Annotated in this window: 15 protein-coding genes and 1 tRNA gene; 10 read left to right on the top strand and 6 right to left on the bottom strand. The window is 67.4% G+C overall.

The genetic code is table 11. The features are described from left to right. Positions 1 to 16 precede the first annotated feature (16 nt). The 4 genes from V1460_RS35590 to V1460_RS35575 all read right to left on the bottom strand — a co-directional run bounded on the left by V1460_RS35590 (position 17) and on the right by V1460_RS35575 (position 4,884). The gene (locus V1460_RS35590; protein ID WP_338677715.1) at positions 17 to 1,672 is read right to left on the bottom strand and encodes a relaxase/mobilization nuclease domain-containing protein; all 1,656 of its coding nucleotides are present in this window, start codon (positions 1,670 to 1,672) and stop codon (positions 17 to 19) included. Continuing rightward, positions 1,673 to 2,290, bottom strand: a complete 618-nt coding sequence (locus V1460_RS35585; RefSeq protein WP_338677714.1) for a MobC family plasmid mobilization relaxosome protein — start codon at positions 2,288 to 2,290, stop codon at positions 1,673 to 1,675. Positions 2,291 to 2,399: 109 nt separating this feature from the next. Continuing rightward, complete coding sequence (locus V1460_RS35580; RefSeq protein WP_338677713.1) at positions 2,400 to 3,320, bottom strand: DUF2637 domain-containing protein; 921 nt, start codon at positions 3,318 to 3,320, stop codon at positions 2,400 to 2,402. A 361-nt stretch (positions 3,321 to 3,681) separates the two neighbouring features. Continuing rightward, on the bottom strand, positions 3,682 to 4,884 hold the full coding sequence (locus V1460_RS35575) for a DUF3631 domain-containing protein (protein WP_338678364.1): 1,203 nt from the start codon (positions 4,882 to 4,884) through the stop codon (positions 3,682 to 3,684). A gap of 272 nt (positions 4,885 to 5,156) precedes the next feature. On the opposite strand from V1460_RS35575, the gene V1460_RS35570 reads away from it, so the two are divergent. From V1460_RS35570 to V1460_RS35560, 3 genes are all read left to right on the top strand, one after another. Continuing rightward, complete coding sequence (locus V1460_RS35570) at positions 5,157 to 5,651, top strand: helix-turn-helix transcriptional regulator (RefSeq protein ID WP_338677712.1); 495 nt, start codon at positions 5,157 to 5,159, stop codon at positions 5,649 to 5,651. Between the two features lie 183 nt (positions 5,652 to 5,834). Next, a complete protein-coding gene (locus tag V1460_RS35565) occupies positions 5,835 to 6,050 on the top strand; it encodes a helix-turn-helix domain-containing protein (protein ID WP_338678362.1) in 216 nt (71 codons plus the stop codon). 1 nt (position 6,051) lies between these two features. Beyond that, positions 6,052 to 7,248 carry a site-specific integrase gene (locus tag V1460_RS35560; protein WP_338677711.1) on the top strand — a complete coding sequence of 399 codons (1,197 nt, stop codon included), beginning with the start codon at positions 6,052 to 6,054 and terminating at the stop codon, positions 7,246 to 7,248. Positions 7,249 to 7,483: 235 nt separating this feature from the next. Here V1460_RS35560 and V1460_RS35555 read toward each other — a convergent pair. Then, positions 7,484 to 7,557: transfer RNA gene (locus V1460_RS35555), tRNA-Gly, on the bottom strand. 207 nt (positions 7,558 to 7,764) lie between these two features. On the opposite strand from V1460_RS35555, the gene V1460_RS35550 reads away from it, so the two are divergent. The 3 genes from V1460_RS35550 (at position 7,765) to V1460_RS35540 (ending at position 9,131) form a co-directional block, all read left to right on the top strand. Further along, positions 7,765 to 7,968 carry a hypothetical protein gene (locus V1460_RS35550; protein ID WP_338677710.1) on the top strand — a complete coding sequence of 68 codons (204 nt, stop codon included), beginning with the start codon at positions 7,765 to 7,767 and terminating at the stop codon, positions 7,966 to 7,968. Positions 7,969 to 8,040: 72 nt separating this feature from the next. Further along, the gene (dcd, locus tag V1460_RS35545) at positions 8,041 to 8,616 is read left to right on the top strand and encodes a dCTP deaminase (RefSeq protein ID WP_338678361.1); all 576 of its coding nucleotides are present in this window, start codon (positions 8,041 to 8,043) and stop codon (positions 8,614 to 8,616) included. Between the two features lie 5 nt (positions 8,617 to 8,621). Then, the gene (locus tag V1460_RS35540) at positions 8,622 to 9,131 is read left to right on the top strand and encodes a phosphoribosyltransferase (RefSeq protein ID WP_338677709.1); all 510 of its coding nucleotides are present in this window, start codon (positions 8,622 to 8,624) and stop codon (positions 9,129 to 9,131) included. Between the two features lie 124 nt (positions 9,132 to 9,255). Here V1460_RS35540 and V1460_RS35535 read toward each other — a convergent pair whose 3' ends face one another. After that, positions 9,256 to 10,362 (bottom strand): helix-turn-helix transcriptional regulator, encoded by a 1,107-nt coding sequence (locus tag V1460_RS35535; protein ID WP_338677708.1) that lies wholly within the window; start codon positions 10,360 to 10,362, stop codon positions 9,256 to 9,258. Positions 10,363 to 10,511: 149 nt separating this feature from the next. Between V1460_RS35535 and V1460_RS35530 the strand changes: the two genes are divergently transcribed. From V1460_RS35530 to ltrA, 4 genes are all read left to right on the top strand, one after another. Next, complete coding sequence (locus V1460_RS35530; RefSeq protein ID WP_338677707.1) at positions 10,512 to 10,769, top strand: hypothetical protein; 258 nt, start codon at positions 10,512 to 10,514, stop codon at positions 10,767 to 10,769. A 241-nt stretch (positions 10,770 to 11,010) separates the two neighbouring features. Beyond that, positions 11,011 to 11,220, top strand: coding sequence for a putative ATP-grasp-modified RiPP (gene tgmA / locus V1460_RS35525; protein ID WP_338677706.1), 210 nt, complete (start codon positions 11,011 to 11,013; stop codon positions 11,218 to 11,220). 9 nt (positions 11,221 to 11,229) lie between these two features. Continuing rightward, positions 11,230 to 12,159 (top strand): ATP-grasp ribosomal peptide maturase, encoded by a 930-nt coding sequence (gene tgmB / locus V1460_RS35520; RefSeq protein WP_338677705.1) that lies wholly within the window; start codon positions 11,230 to 11,232, stop codon positions 12,157 to 12,159. Positions 12,160 to 12,773: 614 nt separating this feature from the next. After that, positions 12,774 to 14,558, top strand: a complete 1,785-nt coding sequence (gene ltrA, locus V1460_RS35515) for a group II intron reverse transcriptase/maturase (protein ID WP_338674673.1) — start codon at positions 12,774 to 12,776, stop codon at positions 14,556 to 14,558. Positions 14,559 to 14,684: the final 126 nt, after the last annotated feature.

The following is a 14,684-nucleotide window of genomic DNA, read 5'->3' as shown; positions in this document are numbered from 1 at the left end:
TCCTTGAGGGTGGGGTTCAGCGCGTGCGGCGCTGCTGGCTGGGGGCGGTGTTGGTCGGGCGGTAGGCGGCCGAGGTGGGCACTGGGGCACTGCTGGTGGTGCTGGTGGTCAGGTCGGCGATGCGGTGGAGTCGCCATGTGAGGACTTCGCTGACGCTGGTTGCGGTGTCGGTTTCGCGTCGGGCGGTGGCCTCGGTGAGGAGGGCGGCGGGGTTGTGGCCGACGGCTTCGGCTCGGTCGAGGGTGGCAGCGAGAGCGGGCCAGCCGGGCTCCGCGAGGATCTGCGCGGCCATCTCGGGAAGAGCCCGGCGCAGGGCGAACTCCTGACGGCGGCGCAGTGAGTCGGCCAGCCGTGTCCCTCGCTGCCGGAGCACGGACAGTGGCTCGGTGGCCGCGGCCTGGTAGGCGGCGCGAAGGTGGTCGGCGGTCTGCCGGGCGGCCTCCGCCTGTTGGGTGTGGCCGCGGGTGCGGTGCCAGTGCTGCGCGGCTACGGCCGCCAGCAGAACGGCGTCGAGGAGGACTGCGAGGAGGGCTCCGTCCTTCGGGGCGGGTTCACGCAGGATCGCCTTGACTGCCCGGCGTGTGGCCTGAGCCTGTTGGTGCTGGGCGCGGATGCGTGAGCGGCTGGCCCGCTCGAAGGCGGTGGCTGCCTGCAGGAGTTCGGTCCGCAGACCCGGAGGGGCGGCGAGGGGCAGGACGTCGAGGGTTTCCGCGAGGACGGCGATGTGTGCCTGCCCGGCTTCGTCCTCGCTGTGGTCGAGGAGGTCGGGCACCCGGTCGGTGGCACGGGCGAGGCGATGCCAGGCACGGGGCTCCGGCGGTGCCGCTGGACTGGTGTCGGTGGCGGCGAGGCGTTCGTTGATCTTGGGGTAGGAGAGGTCGGGGGCGAGGGTGGAGCCGGAGAACCAGACGGGTTGGCCGTCCTTGTTGGTGTCGTCGGCAAGGGCGACCTTGTAGCCGCGGATGTCGCCTGAGGGGAATCGCTGGATCTCCACGAGTACCCCGGAGCCGTCGAGGAGGCGGAAAAACTCCTCTGGTGTTGTGGCTGCTGCGAGGAGGGTGCGGGCGGTGGTGCGCAGGCGTTCGCGGGCGGTTGTGGCTCGGCCGGTGCGCTGGGCCTTCTCCTGTTCGGCTCGGGTGGGGCGCTTGGCGGCGGTGCGATCTCCACGCGGGACCTGCCGGAGCCCGTATTCCTTCTCGATGGCGACGAGTTCCTTGTCCGCGCGCAGGAAGTCGTTCCAGTTGCGGGGCGGGCGGAGGTCACCTCGGACCTTGGTGGCGACGATGTGGATGTGGTCGTCGGCGTGGCGGACGGCGACCCAGCGGCAGGCGTCGGCGTCGCCGGCCGGAGCGATGCCGGTGGCGTCGAGGACGCGGCGGGCGATGGCGGCCCACTCGTCGTCGGTCAGGTGGCGGTCCTTGGGTGCGGCACGGATCGAGCAGTGCCAGACGTGGTTCTTCGGCGCCTTGCGGCCGGCCTGCTTGACCCGGAGGTCGAGGACGGCGGCGAGCTGGGCGAGGGTGACTGTGGGGTTGCGGCCGGGGTCGGGCACGAAGTCGTCGAAGGAGGCGACGAGGTGCGGGTCGGTGTGCTCGTTGGCGCGGCCGGGCCCGTATAGGTAGTTCAGAACGCCCCTGGTCTTGTGGCCGGCCTTGACGATGTTGGCGATCAATCAGGCCGCCCTGGGGGTTGTGGCGGCCACATCGGCGACGGTGTCGACAGCCGTGACCGTTTGTTCCACCGCTGCCACAAGCTGGCGGGCCTCGGCGAGTACCGCGGTGTCCACAGGGTGTGTATCGCCGCCGGCGTTGAGGCGGTGGGCGATCTGGTTCGCGTTCGTGCCGATCCTGGAGAGCTGGGTACGTAGCGCGGCGTACTCGTCGATCAGGTCGTCGGTGGCGGTTCGCTGGCCGGGCAGGGCGAGGTCGCCGTTCAGGTGTGCCATGACGAGGGCGCCGACGAGATGGGCGCCAGCCAGACCGAGTCGGCGAGCTGCGGCGAGGATCTCGGTCTTCTCGTCGGTGCTGTAGCGGACGTCGACGCGCTCCTTGCGCTGCACCTTCTGGCGGGCGCGGCGGCGGGCGACGCGGTGCAGCGTGGCCTCGTCGGCGGCGCGTACACCCCCTGTTCCCGGTGCGCCCTCGCGCCGGGGTTCTGCCTCCGCCACCCCCGGGGCGGAGGCTGCGTTGGACCGGCCCTTGGACGGTCCAACGTCATACCTTGCTGGGCTGTTGAGGCCGGTGGTCATCTTCTGCTGAAGGGTGGGGAGTTCGTGGTTCGGGCCGTGCATGGATCGGTTCTCCGGGGGGTGCTGGGTGCTTGGCTGTGCGCGGCCCCCGTGTCCCCGTGCACGGGGACACGGGATGCGCCGGAAGGACGGGGCGGTGCCTTTGCGGGGGTCAGACGGCGCCGGCGAGGGAGGCGGCTTCGTCGAATTCCTCGGGTGGCCCGACCTCGAAGCGGTCGTCCGCGACAGGCTGGGCCTGGCTGGCGCGCTCGGCCTGCAGTTGGTCGCGCAGGATGCGGGCCGGTTTCTGGCCGATCCGCAGTTCGGTGCGCAGACGCACGGCGGTGAGCTGGTCGTCGCTCCAGTCGGCGGTCAGGAGTCGGGCCTTGTCGAGGACTTCGGCGTCTGTGCGGGTGCGGTCGGCGGTCGACTTGGCGGCGGCGGGGACCCGACCGGTCGCCCGCCGAGGGGCGGCTCCGGTCGTCTTCGCCACTGTGGCCGATTGGGGCGGTCGGGTGGTGGGGGCCGCTTCGGGTGCCTCGGTGACCTTCACGGGAGTCGACTCGGTCAGCTGCTCGGGAGTTGCTTCGGCCCGGTCAGGCGTCGACTGTGGGACCTGCCCGCCAGCCGACTGGGCAGAGGCCATTGCGGGGGAGTCGGTCAGCTCGGGATTGTGGTGCAGCACCTTCGCCACGAGGTCCGACCCGAAGTAGATCGACCCGACCGGGAGCGAGGTCGCCAGCAGTACAAGAGCCCAGTTCGCGTAGTCCAAGTCGGTCAGTCGACCCCACTGGATCGAGTCGGTGTGCAGGGCCGGTACGAGGCCGTGCACGTAGTTCAGCAGGAGGCTGGCGACCGTGTAGGTCGCCAGGACCCGCAGAGCGAACTTCCGGTCGGCGCCGGGCAGCACGAGCGTGGCGATCAGCGCGAGGGCCATCAGCCCGTCGACCACGATCGGGTAGAGCAGGGCTGCGGTGGAGTCGGCGCCGATGGCGCGGGCAACGTCGGACAGCGCGTTCCACGAGACCCGGAAGGCCATGAGGACGACGGCCACCAGGCCGATCACGAGGACGATGCGTCCCGTGCGGTTCACGCGACGACTCCCAGCGGATGTGGGGGGTCGGCGAGCGTCGCCAGAGCCACCACGCTGGTTGAGTCCCTTCTTCTTGGCGTCGGAGGTGAGATGTGAGGTTCCAGCGCGGATGGCTGCTGGTGTGCTTGGGGCAGGGGAGCGCAAGGAAGTCTCCATGGTGGGGAAAGCGGAGCTTGTGGCAGGGCCGCATGCAGCCGCCGTGGCGTGGGCGGCTGCGGGGCCGCTGGGACTCGTCCCACTCGTCCCGCCGCTGGTCAGGGCAGGTACGGGTGGGGCGGTGATGTCGAGTCGACTCGTTGCGGGTCGGTGACTCGTCCCTGCGCTGACCTGCGCGGGGACGAGTGGGACGACTCGGGGAGGGTCAGGCGCCGGGCTCGACGGGTAGGGTGGCGGCTGCCTCGGGCGTGCAGTAGCGGGTCCAGGCGTCGGTGAACTGGGCGCGGGTGAAGCCCTTGGCCTGGTGGCCGCCGGGGAAGCGGCGGTTGGCCGACTTGATGCCGTAGTCCTGGAGCAGGATCTGCAGGCCGCGCGGGGTGAGCCCGTTGGGGCTGTGCTCGGCCCAAGGCGCCTCGGTATCCGCGTTGAGGATGTCCAGGAGGCGGCCGGTGCGGAGTGCCGGCTGGTCGCCTTCGGAGGCGAAGGCGCGGCGGATGTCGGTGAGGATGCGGATCCTGAGTCCGCCGTCCTCGTCGCGCCCGGCCTCGTAGTCGGTCATAGCGGTGCACGCGGTGCGGGCAAGGACGGGCCAGTGTCCGCCCGCGATGTCGGCGACGCTGATCAGCGGTGCCCAGGTGTCGGCGGCGCGGTCGTCGACCGGCAGCTTCGGCTCCAGCGCGAGAGCCTCCTCGCGTACGGAGGTCAGCCAGGCTGACAGTCGTGTGCGGAGCTCGCGTACCGCCAGGTCGTCGCGGCCGTAGCGCCAGGCGCTGACCTTCTCGGTCTCGGATCGGCGGCGCATGCGGATGACAACCGACCGGTCCATGATCGTGTCGGGGAGGTCGCCGATGCCGGCGAGGGCGGCCATGGCGAAGGTGGGGAACTTGACCACCTCGTGGTTGGGGCCGGAGACGCGAAGGGTGGGCCGGTTGCGCTGGTGGCCTGCGTTGAGCAGGCCGCGCATCTCCTCGTTCTTCTCCGCGACCTTCGCGCTGCCGAAGATCGTGTCGACCTCGTCCACCAAGAGCGTGGGCGGGTCTGCCTCGCCGATCGACCGGAAGATCGCGGCGGCGGAGGCGTTGACCGTGATCAGCGGCTCATGGACCGCCTCGATCAGTACTTCAAGGAGCCGCGACTTCCCGCACCGTTTAGCCGGTCCGACCACTGCGAGGCGCGGCGCGTGCTGCCACACCGTCTGCAGGTGGGTCGCCGCAGCCCACAGCGTGGTCGCGGTCAGGGCCTCCTCGCTCGGCATCACGACGTAGCGACGGATCGTGTCCCGGAGCAGGTCCAGGACCTCTACGCCCTCGGGGTCCGCGGCGGGCGACGGGGCGGTCGGCTGGCCAGGGATCGCTGTCGGCGGCCACTCGACGGGAAGCGATGGCGTGTTCGGGGTGGCTTCGTCCATACTGGACATCGAGCTCCTCAATCTGCGGGCCATACGGGACGGCAATCCCGGCCTTGCAGCTAGTCGTTCAGGGATGGGCGGCGTGAGGTTTGCGCTTTGAGCCCCTCGGTGTCGCAAGCACTGGGGGGCTTTTTGCATGCCGGATCGCAGGGACCCGGCGCATCTATCACTATGCCTCATGTATAGCTGCTTTGCAAGGGGCAGAGAATGATGTACTGTTTTAACTGGCCCTGCGGACTGCAGCGGCATGCTGCGACAGGAAGGAGGGTCTGATGTCGGACGACGAGCGAGACGAGGCACCAGAGGGCGTCCTGCTCAAGGGCGAGGAGAACGCCGCCAAGCGGATCAAGGTCGAGCGCGAGCAGCGGGGCTGGAGCACCACCACGCTCTCTGACCGCCTCAACGAGGCTGGCTACGAGATGAACCCGTCGGGGGTGTGGCGGATCGAGAACGGCAAGCGCCGCATCAACCTGGACGAGGCCATCGGCTTCGCCGAGGTGTTCGGGGTGTCCCTGTCCAACCTCGTTGGCCCGCCGGCCCTGGCCGCTGCCGGCCGCGCAATGGAGCTGATCGACACCGTCGTGGCCGCCAACCTGGCCGCCCAGCGCGCCCAGCACGCGTGGCGCCGGGCGACCAACGATCTGACCGCCTACCTCGACGAGCACCCGGACATCCGCGAGGAAGCCGACGTGATGGTCAGCAACGCCATCGCCGAGAACACCATGAAGATCAACCAGGAGGAGTTCGGGCCCCCGCCCCAGCCGTAGCCCGCTCCTCCGGTCGCCCCTGGACCGCAAACCCCAGGGCCCGGCCACACCGCCTGCCCATCCCATCCTGAACGACACCGGCCCGGCCGGGGTTGCCGCCCCACCAGCCGAGCCACGAGAGGACCCCGCTTGCGCCACACGGCGATACCCCACGCCTCTGCCCAGCCCCGCACGGCGAAGGAGGTGAACAACAACGACCGCCTGCTCACGGTCGCCGAGGCCGCCGAACGCCTCGGCACCGGCGTGCGCTTCATCCGACGCCTCATCTCCGAGCGCCGCATCCGCTACGTCAAGCTCGGCAAGCACGTCCGGATCTCGGAGAGCGTGCTGGCCGCCTATGTCGAGGAGCGGACAGTCGAACCCGTCCGCAGCCGACGCCACTTGGGGCTGGCGGCCTGAAATGACGCGATCTCGCAGGAAGGCCCCGCGTCGCAGCTTCGGCGCGATCCGCAAGCTGCCCTCGGGCCGCTACCAGGCCCGCTTTCCCGGAGCCGACGGCATACTGCGCGCGGCGCCGCAGACGTACGAGACCAAGCGTGAAGCCGAGCTGTTCCTCGCCCAGATCCAAGCCGACCAGGCCCGCGGCGACTGGATCGACCCGACTGCGGGCGAGGTGCTGTTCGCCGAGTACGCCACGCGCTGGATCGACGAGCGCGGCGTCGCGGCCACGACCGACGAGCTGTACCGGCGGCTGCTCCGCCTCCACCTGGAGTCGACCTTCGGCGACCAGTACGTCAACGCCATCAGCCCCGCCAAGGTCAGGACCTGGCGCGCGGAACGGCGGAAGGCGACCGGCGCCACCACGACCGCCAAGTCCTACCGTCTGTTGAAGGCCATCATGCAGACGGCGGTTGAGGATGACCTGATCCGGCGGAACCCCTGCTCCATCCGTGGTGCGGGGCGCGAGGACGCGGACGAGCGACCGGTGGCCACCGTCGAGCAGGTCTTCGCGCTCGCCGAGGCCATCGGGATCCGCTGGCGGCTGATGGTCCTCCTCGGTGCCTTCGCCTCCATGCGGCCGGAGGAACTGGCCGAATTGCGCCAAGCCGACATCGACCTCGACACCGGCTCGGTCCGGGTACGCCGTGCGGCCCCGGAACTGAACACCGGCCGCAGGGTAATCGGGGACCTCAAGTCCCGCGCTGGTAAACGGGAGATCATGCTGCCCGGCTTCGTCCTCCTCGACGTTCGTCGGCACCTGGAATGGTTCGCCAAGGACGGGCCCGACGGGCTCGTCTTCGTCGGGGAGAGGGGAGCCGCCCTGCGCGGCACCACCTTCGGCCGGAAGTGGCGTAAGGCCCGCGACGCGGTCGGCATGCCGAAGGAGTTCCGCTTCTACGACCTCCGGCACACCGGCAACACCCTCGCCGCCGACACCGGTGCCAAGCTGAAGGATCTGATGGTCCGCGCCGGCCAGTCCTCGGAGCGCGCCCAGCTCATTTACCAGCACTCCACCAAGGCGCACCAGCGCAAGCTCGCCGACGACATCGACGCCAATGTCCGCAGCCAGAGCACGTCGGTGGACCGGGGGTCGGGTGCCGCGCCCAGGATCGTTCCTTCGCTCGCGCCTCCTGCCCGAGCGGCTCGGCGCAAGTGACGTACAGGGGTGCGGCCCCGGTAGCCAGCCGAGGCCGCACCCCTGCTGCGTGTGGTGCAGGTCACTCGAAATGGATCTCGGGATTCGAGACGACTCGGTGCCCGGTGGCCACGGGTGATGAATCCCCGCCCAATCTGACGCCCCGTTACGGCACTTATGGCACGCGAATGGCACGCGGGCCCCGATAGGTCTAGACAACAAAGAAGCCCCAGGTCGTTGACCTAGGGCTTTGTCGTGGAGCGGGTGACGGGAATCGAACCCGCGCTCTGAGCTTGGGAAGCTCATGTTCTACCATTAAACTACACCCGCGAATCGGACCGATTGATCGGCCTTCGCATCGTTGCACACTGTACCCCATGCGAGCCCCTCGGTGCATGGAGCCGGGGTGCTTTCATGTGAGAGGCGGCCGCGGAGGGCGTACCTTTGGGTAGCGGTGCGGCGCGTGGAGCGGTGTCCTGTTGATCCCCTAATGTGGCTATTTCGTCCACGTGTTGGGGAAGGGACTTGATGGACCCGATGGACTCGATCGATCGCACCGTCGTCCGCTGTGCCGAGGGGCATGTGTTCACTACCTCGTCGTTCCCGATGCAGCAGCTCGGCGCCGACCGGATCGGGCCCGGTCGGCTCATCCGGTGTCCCCGGTGTGCTCGGCTGCGGCATGCGGTGCCGGTCGAGCTGCGCGGGCCGCTGGGGCTTGTGGAGCAGCGCCGGGCGCAGTGAGGCGGTGACGGCGGGAGCGCGCGGTTGCCGCCCGGTTGGGGTGGGGCCGTGCGCTCTGCGTATCCTCGGGGGGTGCTTCTCTCAGACAAGGATATTCGGGCCGAGATCGACGCCGGTCGGGTACGCATTGACCCGTTCGATGAATCGATGGTTCAGCCTTCGAGTATCGACGTGCGGCTCGACCGCTATTTCCGGGTGTTCGAGAACCACCGCTATCCGCACATCGACCCCGCGGCCGAGCAGGCGGATCTGACGCGGCTGGTCGAGCCGGAGGGCGACGAGGCGTTCATCCTGCATCCCGGTGAGTTCGTGCTGGCGTCGACGTACGAGGTCATCACGCTGCCGGACGATCTGGCGTCCCGGCTGGAAGGCAAGAGCTCGCTCGGGCGGCTCGGTCTGGTCACGCATTCGACAGCGGGCTTCATCGACCCCGGGTTCTCGGGGCATGTGACGCTTGAGCTGTCGAACCTGGCCACGCTGCCCATCAAGCTGTGGCCGGGCATGAAGATCGGCCAGCTGTGCATGTTCCGGCTGAGCTCGCCCGCGGAGCACTCCTACGGTTCCGAGAAGTACGGGTCCCGCTATCAGGGGCAGCGGGGGCCGACGGCCTCCCGGTCGTTTGTGAATTTCCATCGGACACAAGTGTGACGGGCATGACGCAGATACGGGAAAACCTGACGTACGAGAAGTTCGGCGGAGCGATTCGCGAGCTGGCGCAGACCATCGCCGATGACGGTTACGAGCCGGATGTCGTGCTGTCGATCGCCCGTGGCGGTGTGTTCGTCGCCGGTGGTCTGGCATACGCGCTGGACTGCAAGAACATCCACCTCGTGAACGTGGAGTTCTACACCGGTGTGGGCACCACGCTTGAGATGCCCGTGATGCTGGCGCCGGTGCCGAACGCGATCGACTTCTCGAACAAGAAGGTCCTGATCGCGGATGACGTCGCCGACACCGGCAAGACGCTGAAGCTGGTGCACGACTTCTGCCTCGAGCACGTGGCCGAGGTGCGCAGCGCTGTGATCTACGAGAAGTCGCACAGCCTCGTGAAGTGCGAGTACGTCTGGAAGCGCACCGACGACTGGATCAACTTCCCCTGGTCTGTGTTGCCTCCATGTCGTAAGTCTGGCACACCGATCACTCCGTCGAAGGACGCCCTGTAAGAGGCCGCCTGACCTGCGGAAGCTGTGCACCATGGGCGTAAGCCCGGACGGCAGATTGTTCATCGTCCGCCAGCGAGCGGGGAGAGCAGAAGGGCTGCGCCCCAGGGCGGTCGCAGCCCTTCTCTCACGTCTGCTCGATCTCTGCCATCAGGAGTCGGAGGGTGAGCGAGTGCTTCTCCGCAGGTAGGGCCGCCATCGCGGTTCGGGCGTATGCGACTCCTCCACGTGGGTCACCGCTGCGGGCGATCATCAAGCCCCGATGCATTTCAAGGTGCGTCGCAAATCGAGGCAGGGTCTCGGGCAGCTCTCGTACGGCCTGATCCTGGGCCTCCACCGCGCCCTTCTCGTCTCCGAGTCGTGCGAGCAGAAGGGAGAGAAACACGTTCATGCGCCACCACGGGACGGCATAGTCCGACATCTGCTCATGTGAGCCTGCGTGATCAAAGACGCGACGCCCTTCCTCGGCCAGGGACAAGGCTGTGGCGCGGTCGCCGCGGATCGCGGCTGCGTGCGCCTTCCCCATGATCGCGTTCAACAGGCCAAGAGACGGCTTTCTGCTGATCGCGATGGCTTGGTCGGCGAGAACGTCTGCGATGCCGAGCGATGCACCTTCGTACCCGAGAGCGATTGCTGCCCTTCCTCGGACCCAGACGCGGGCGTCGTCGTCGCCCGATTGGTCGGCGGCCTGGGCGGCCATCCGGTACCAGTGCACGGCCTTGGCCCCATCTGAGCCGGGGAAGGTCTTGGCGTACAAGGTCATCAGGCGGGCCGCGACGGACCAGAGTCGAGGCTGTTCTAGCTGCTGCTGGATGACGACCAGTTCGCCGGCAACTCGGCGCTGAATGTCTGCTGCGCCCATGGACATGTACTGAGTGCCGTAGGTGGCGAGCTTTGCTCCCCAAGCGTCCGTGGTCGGGCCGCCTTGGAGGCGGGCGGAGAAGCCCATGGACAGCAGGTCGGAGGCGACGACTGGAGCCACTGCGGCTCCGGCAACGTCGGTCAGAAAGGTTCTGCGCTTCACATCGTCCTCAAGTACGGCTAGGGGCACATCCAGCACGGCGGAGAGGGCGCGGAGGTAGAAACCTCCTGGCTGGATCTTGGAACACTCCCAGTTACTGACGTACTCCCGAGACAGGGCGGAGCCGTAAGCGTCGTTGATCTCTGACGCCAACCGTCCCTGCGACCATCCCCGTGCTTTACGCAGTTCTCTGATCAGCTCGCCGATCCTCATGCCGCCCATCCTCCTCCCGAAAGTGCCATGCCGGGATCCAAGTGCCCAAGCCCTGAGAGAACTTCACACTAGGGATCACACTAGTTCGATCCTGTGATCGCCCCGATACTTTCTGTGATGACAATGGCTTACCAGGCAGGGGCATAGCGATGACCACACGCAAAGCAGCGCCCTTATCGGGCGTAGAACATCCCGAGTCGCGACCCGGCATCGGTGACGTGGCGGAGGACGCCGACACCGGACGGGTCGGGCTCGTGATGGGGCAGCTGGGGGGACGTGTGCAGATGCGGCCGATCCATGGCGGCGTCGAGTGGGACGCCATGCCCGAGAAGGTCACGACACCCACGGCCCGGGAGGAACTGAGCGTGCTCCCGGCCGTGAACAGCAACAGCCGGGCCCGCCTGTGATGCGCGTCGTCGGCCGGTACGCCGGGGTCCTGTTCATCATCTGCATCAGCGGCTCGTGCGGGTTGGCGCTCGGGATGGCCGTCGGTACCAGCCGGTAGACCGACTGGCCCTGGACGGGTGTCGACTACGGCTACCCCGTCCCCGTCCGGGCTGGTCATCCAAGCCCGCTCCCCGGCCGTCTATGCGCCGAGCTCGGCGGCCTCATACGGGCGACCACCCAAGCAATCGAGAGGAGCACGACATGAGCGCTGTCGAGAAGATCCCGTTCGGTATGCGGTTCGCCGCTGGTCAGACCAGCGCCCCGGCTGACCCCACCGGTGTCGTCTACAGCACTGAGTTGCAGATCGCTGTCACGGTGGACGGCAATCCGTGGGCGTCCATGGTCGGCAACGACACCAGCACGAACACCAACTCCGACAGTCAGAACGACGAGGGCACCGACCTCTGGTAGGGAGTGGTAGTGACGGAACTTGACGGCGGGGCGGTGCTGGTTCTGACGAACCGGCTCGACCCCACGGCGGACCTGGTGGTGACGCACCTGAACACGCGGGGTGTCCCGGTGTTCAGGTGCGATACCGCCGACTTCCCGACGGAAGTGACGATGACCGCCACTCTCACTGACGGGTGGGGCGGGGTGCTCGATGACGGGCATCGCCGACTCAGCCTGTCCGAGGTGCGATCTGTGTACTTTCGCAGGCCCGAAGAGTTCCTGTTACCCGATGGCATGTCCGAGGCTGGGCGGCGGTTCGCTGCCGCCCAGTCCCGGGCTGGCTTCCTCGGCGTGACCGCTTCTCTGCCCTGCCTGTGGATCAACCATCCCGCGCGGGACGCGAATGCCAACTACAAACCGTGGCAACTGGCGGTCGCGCACCGGCTGGGACTGAACCCACCACGCACGCTCATCACCAACGATCCCTACGCCGCACGCAAGTTCGCCGCTGATCTCGGCGCTCCGATGATCACCAAGAGCCTCGGGGCTCCTGTCGAGACCGTGATCGTTGATCCTGCCGACCTGGACGGTTCCGTCGAGCTGTGCGCGCACCTCTTCCAAGAGTGGATGGACAAGGCGTACGAGGTGCGGCTGACAGTGGTCGGGGACCAGTTCTTCCCTGTGGAGATCCACGCGGGATCGGATGCCGCGCGGATCGACTGGCGCACGGACTACGCGTCGCTGACCTACAAGCCGACCACCGCGCCGCGAGAGGTGCGCGAACGGCTGACCGCGTTCATGAGGCATTTCGGGCTCGTCTTCGCGGCGTTCGACTTCATCGTGACACCGGACGGCGAGTGGCGGTTCCTGGAAGTGAATCCGAACGGCCAATGGTCGTGGATCGGTGCGACACGAAGTCGCGCATTACGAGTGAACTCGCAGATTGGAGGCCGGTTATAGACCGGATGCGAAGTTCCTGATCAGTGTTCGAGATCAGTCCCCGCCCTGGCGTGCGCTCGCAGGTCCTGCCTGTGAGGGTGCGAAGCCCAGGGAAGAAGCTCAAGGGCCCCCGCTCCGTCTGGGGGAGCAACCGGGCGAGGGGAAGGCCGGACGGGCGAACGCAAGTGAACCCCCGATGATGCCTCGTTAGCCCAAGCCTTGGGAGACGGGACGAGGACCAGGGTGCAGGGCCTGGCCGCTGGAGGAGGCGGCGAGCGGCGGCTGGTGACGATCTACCGGCCGTGGGAACACCGCTGGCCCCGGGGTGTAGGGGGCGCCCACCCCGGCCGTATCTCGTATGCGCGGAACGTGGAAACCCCGTCGGGGTCCGAGCCCTTCGGCTCGGTAGGCCGATCGTAAGAGGGGCGGAACCCCTCGGCGGGACAGGAAGCCCAAGAAGCGGATGCCGGCGGCCGAAAGGCAGCGGGACTCGGGACATGTGGCCGCCCCTCCAGGCGGCTGTCACGGGGAACCGGCCGGATGCCGGTCCTGGCGACCGGTTCCGAAAGGGAGCTGACGTGGGCTGGTGAGCCTTTGAAATCCGAGGCCGAGGGCCTCCCGAACCGAGGGACAAGTTGGACACCACGGTGAACGGACCCAAGGACGCTTCCGACTGGGAGGACGTCGCGTGGCGTCACCACGAGGACAACGTAGCGAGGCTGCGGCAGAGGATCTTCAAGGCGACGCGGGAACAGGACTGGGCTGTGGTCCGGTCCTTGCAGAAGTTGATGCTGAGGTCATGGTCGAACACGCTGATCAGCGTGCGGCAGGTGACCCAGCGCAACGCGGGGCGTCGGACGGCCGGGATCGACGGGGAGACTGCCCTGTCACCCGAGGCCAGGATGAATGTGGCGGTGCGTGTGCACCGCACGCGCTCGTCCTGGAATCCGCTGCCGGTCCGGCGCGTGTACATTCCGAAAGCCAATGGAAAGCAAAGGCCGCTTGGTATCCCCGTGATTATGGACCGGTGCCATCAGGCGCGTGTCCGCAACGCGTTGGAGCCCGAGTGGGAAGCGCGGTTCGAGCCGAGATCCTACGGGTTTCGACCGGGCCGCAGTTGCGCGGACGCCATCGGCGCTCTCTTTTCCGCGCTGAATGGCTCCCGGGCCAGGAGGCTATGGATTCTGGACGCCGACTTGTCCGCCGCGTTCGACAGGATCGGCCACGAACCACTGCTGGAAGCAATCGGGTCATTCCCCGCCAGGGAAATGATTCGGGGATGGCTGAAATCGGGAGTGGTCGAGAACGGCCTGCTCACGCCGACCGAAGAGGGTTCCCCTCAAGGCGGTGTGATCAGTCCGTTGCTGATGAACGTCGCGCTCCATGGGCTGGAGGAAGCTGGCGGAGTCCGTTACCTGACAACTGGCCGTAGTGCCGGGGAGACGGTGCGAGGGGCTCCGGTACTGGTGCGATACGCCGACGACATGGTCGCCTGCTGCCATTCCCGGCAGCAGGCCGAGCAGGTCAAGGCGCAGCTTGCGGAGTGGCTGGCACCCAGGGGCCTGACCTTCAACGAGGAGAAGACGCGCATTGTGCGTCTCTCCGAAGGTTTCGACTTCCTGGGGTTCACTCTCCGCCGTTTTCACGACTCCAAGCTGATCATCACGCCGAGCAAGAAGGCGGTCATGCGGTTACGGAAGAGGCTCACGGACGAGATGCGGAACCTTCGTGGATCGAACGTGGTGGCGGTCATCGCCAAGCTCAACCCGATTATTCGTGGATGGGCGGCCTACTACCGCGGGGTGGTGTCCAGCCGGATCTTCTCGAGTCTGGACTCTCACGTATGGCGGCTCACCTACAAGTGGGCCAGACGCTCGCACCCCAACAAGCCGAAGAAGTGGATCGTGCGCCGCTACTACGGCAAATTCAACAAGTTCAGGAACGACTACTGGGTGTTCGGCGATCGTAGCTGTATCAGCGAAAGCGGCGGCACTTATCACGTGGTCAAGTTCTCCTGGACGAATATCGTCCGGCACCAACTGGTCACTGGCAGGGCATCACCTGACGATCCCGACCTACGTGATTACTGGGCCAAAAGGCGGAGGAAGGTCAAACCCCCGCTGGACAACTACAACCTGAACCTGCTCGCCAGGCAGGAAGGCCGATGTCCACTCTGCGGGGACTACATCCTCACCACCCATCAGCCACCGCAATCCCCGCACGAATGGGAGCGCTGGTGGCTGAACACCGTCCGCCGAGCGGTAGCCGCCAGCTACCTCACTCACCACGGGCGGCATGGCGCGCCGGACGGACCGCAGACACGTCTCGTACACGCCTCCTGCCAACGCAGCCTTCGGGCCAGAACGCGCAGGAGGACCGCAGTTTTTGCATCACCGCGAACGCCCTTGGGGCTTGCTTGAGCCGTGTGCTTGGAAAGCGGGCACGCACGGTTCTGAGGGGGCGGGGACGCAGCAATGCGTCCCCGCTACCCGACAGCACGAGACAGGCGTGCCCATCTCACGTGCCATCGCGGACCTGCTGGAGAA

The organism is Streptomyces sp. SCSIO 30461 (assembly GCF_037023745.1).
Taxonomy (GTDB): Bacteria; Actinomycetota; Actinomycetes; order Streptomycetales; family Streptomycetaceae; genus Streptomyces.
This window is presented reverse-complemented; position numbering and strand designations above follow the sequence as displayed.

Bases quoted from the DNA above. Each gene is read 5' to 3' on its own strand.
- V1460_RS35585 (WP_338677714.1), bottom strand. From the start codon at position 2,290: ATGCACGGCCCGAACCACGAACTCCCCACCCTTCAGCAGAAGATGACC.
- V1460_RS35570 (WP_338677712.1), top strand. From the start codon at position 5,157: ATGTCGGACGACGAGCGAGACGAGGCACCAGAGGGCGTCCTGCTCAAG.
- V1460_RS35560 (WP_338677711.1), top strand. From the start codon at position 6,052: ATGACGCGATCTCGCAGGAAGGCCCCGCGTCGCAGCTTCGGCGCGATC.
- V1460_RS35535 (WP_338677708.1), bottom strand. From the start codon at position 10,362: ATGAGGATCGGCGAGCTGATCAGAGAACTGCGTAAAGCACGGGGATGG.
- V1460_RS35550 (WP_338677710.1), top strand. From the start codon at position 7,765: ATGGACTCGATCGATCGCACCGTCGTCCGCTGTGCCGAGGGGCATGTG.
- V1460_RS35530 (WP_338677707.1), top strand. From the start codon at position 10,512: ATGACCACACGCAAAGCAGCGCCCTTATCGGGCGTAGAACATCCCGAG.
- V1460_RS35575 (WP_338678364.1), bottom strand. From the start codon at position 4,884: ATGGACGAAGCCACCCCGAACACGCCATCGCTTCCCGTCGAGTGGCCG.
- V1460_RS35540 (WP_338677709.1), top strand. From the start codon at position 8,622: ATGACGCAGATACGGGAAAACCTGACGTACGAGAAGTTCGGCGGAGCG.
- tgmA (WP_338677706.1), top strand. From the start codon at position 11,011: ATGAGCGCTGTCGAGAAGATCCCGTTCGGTATGCGGTTCGCCGCTGGT.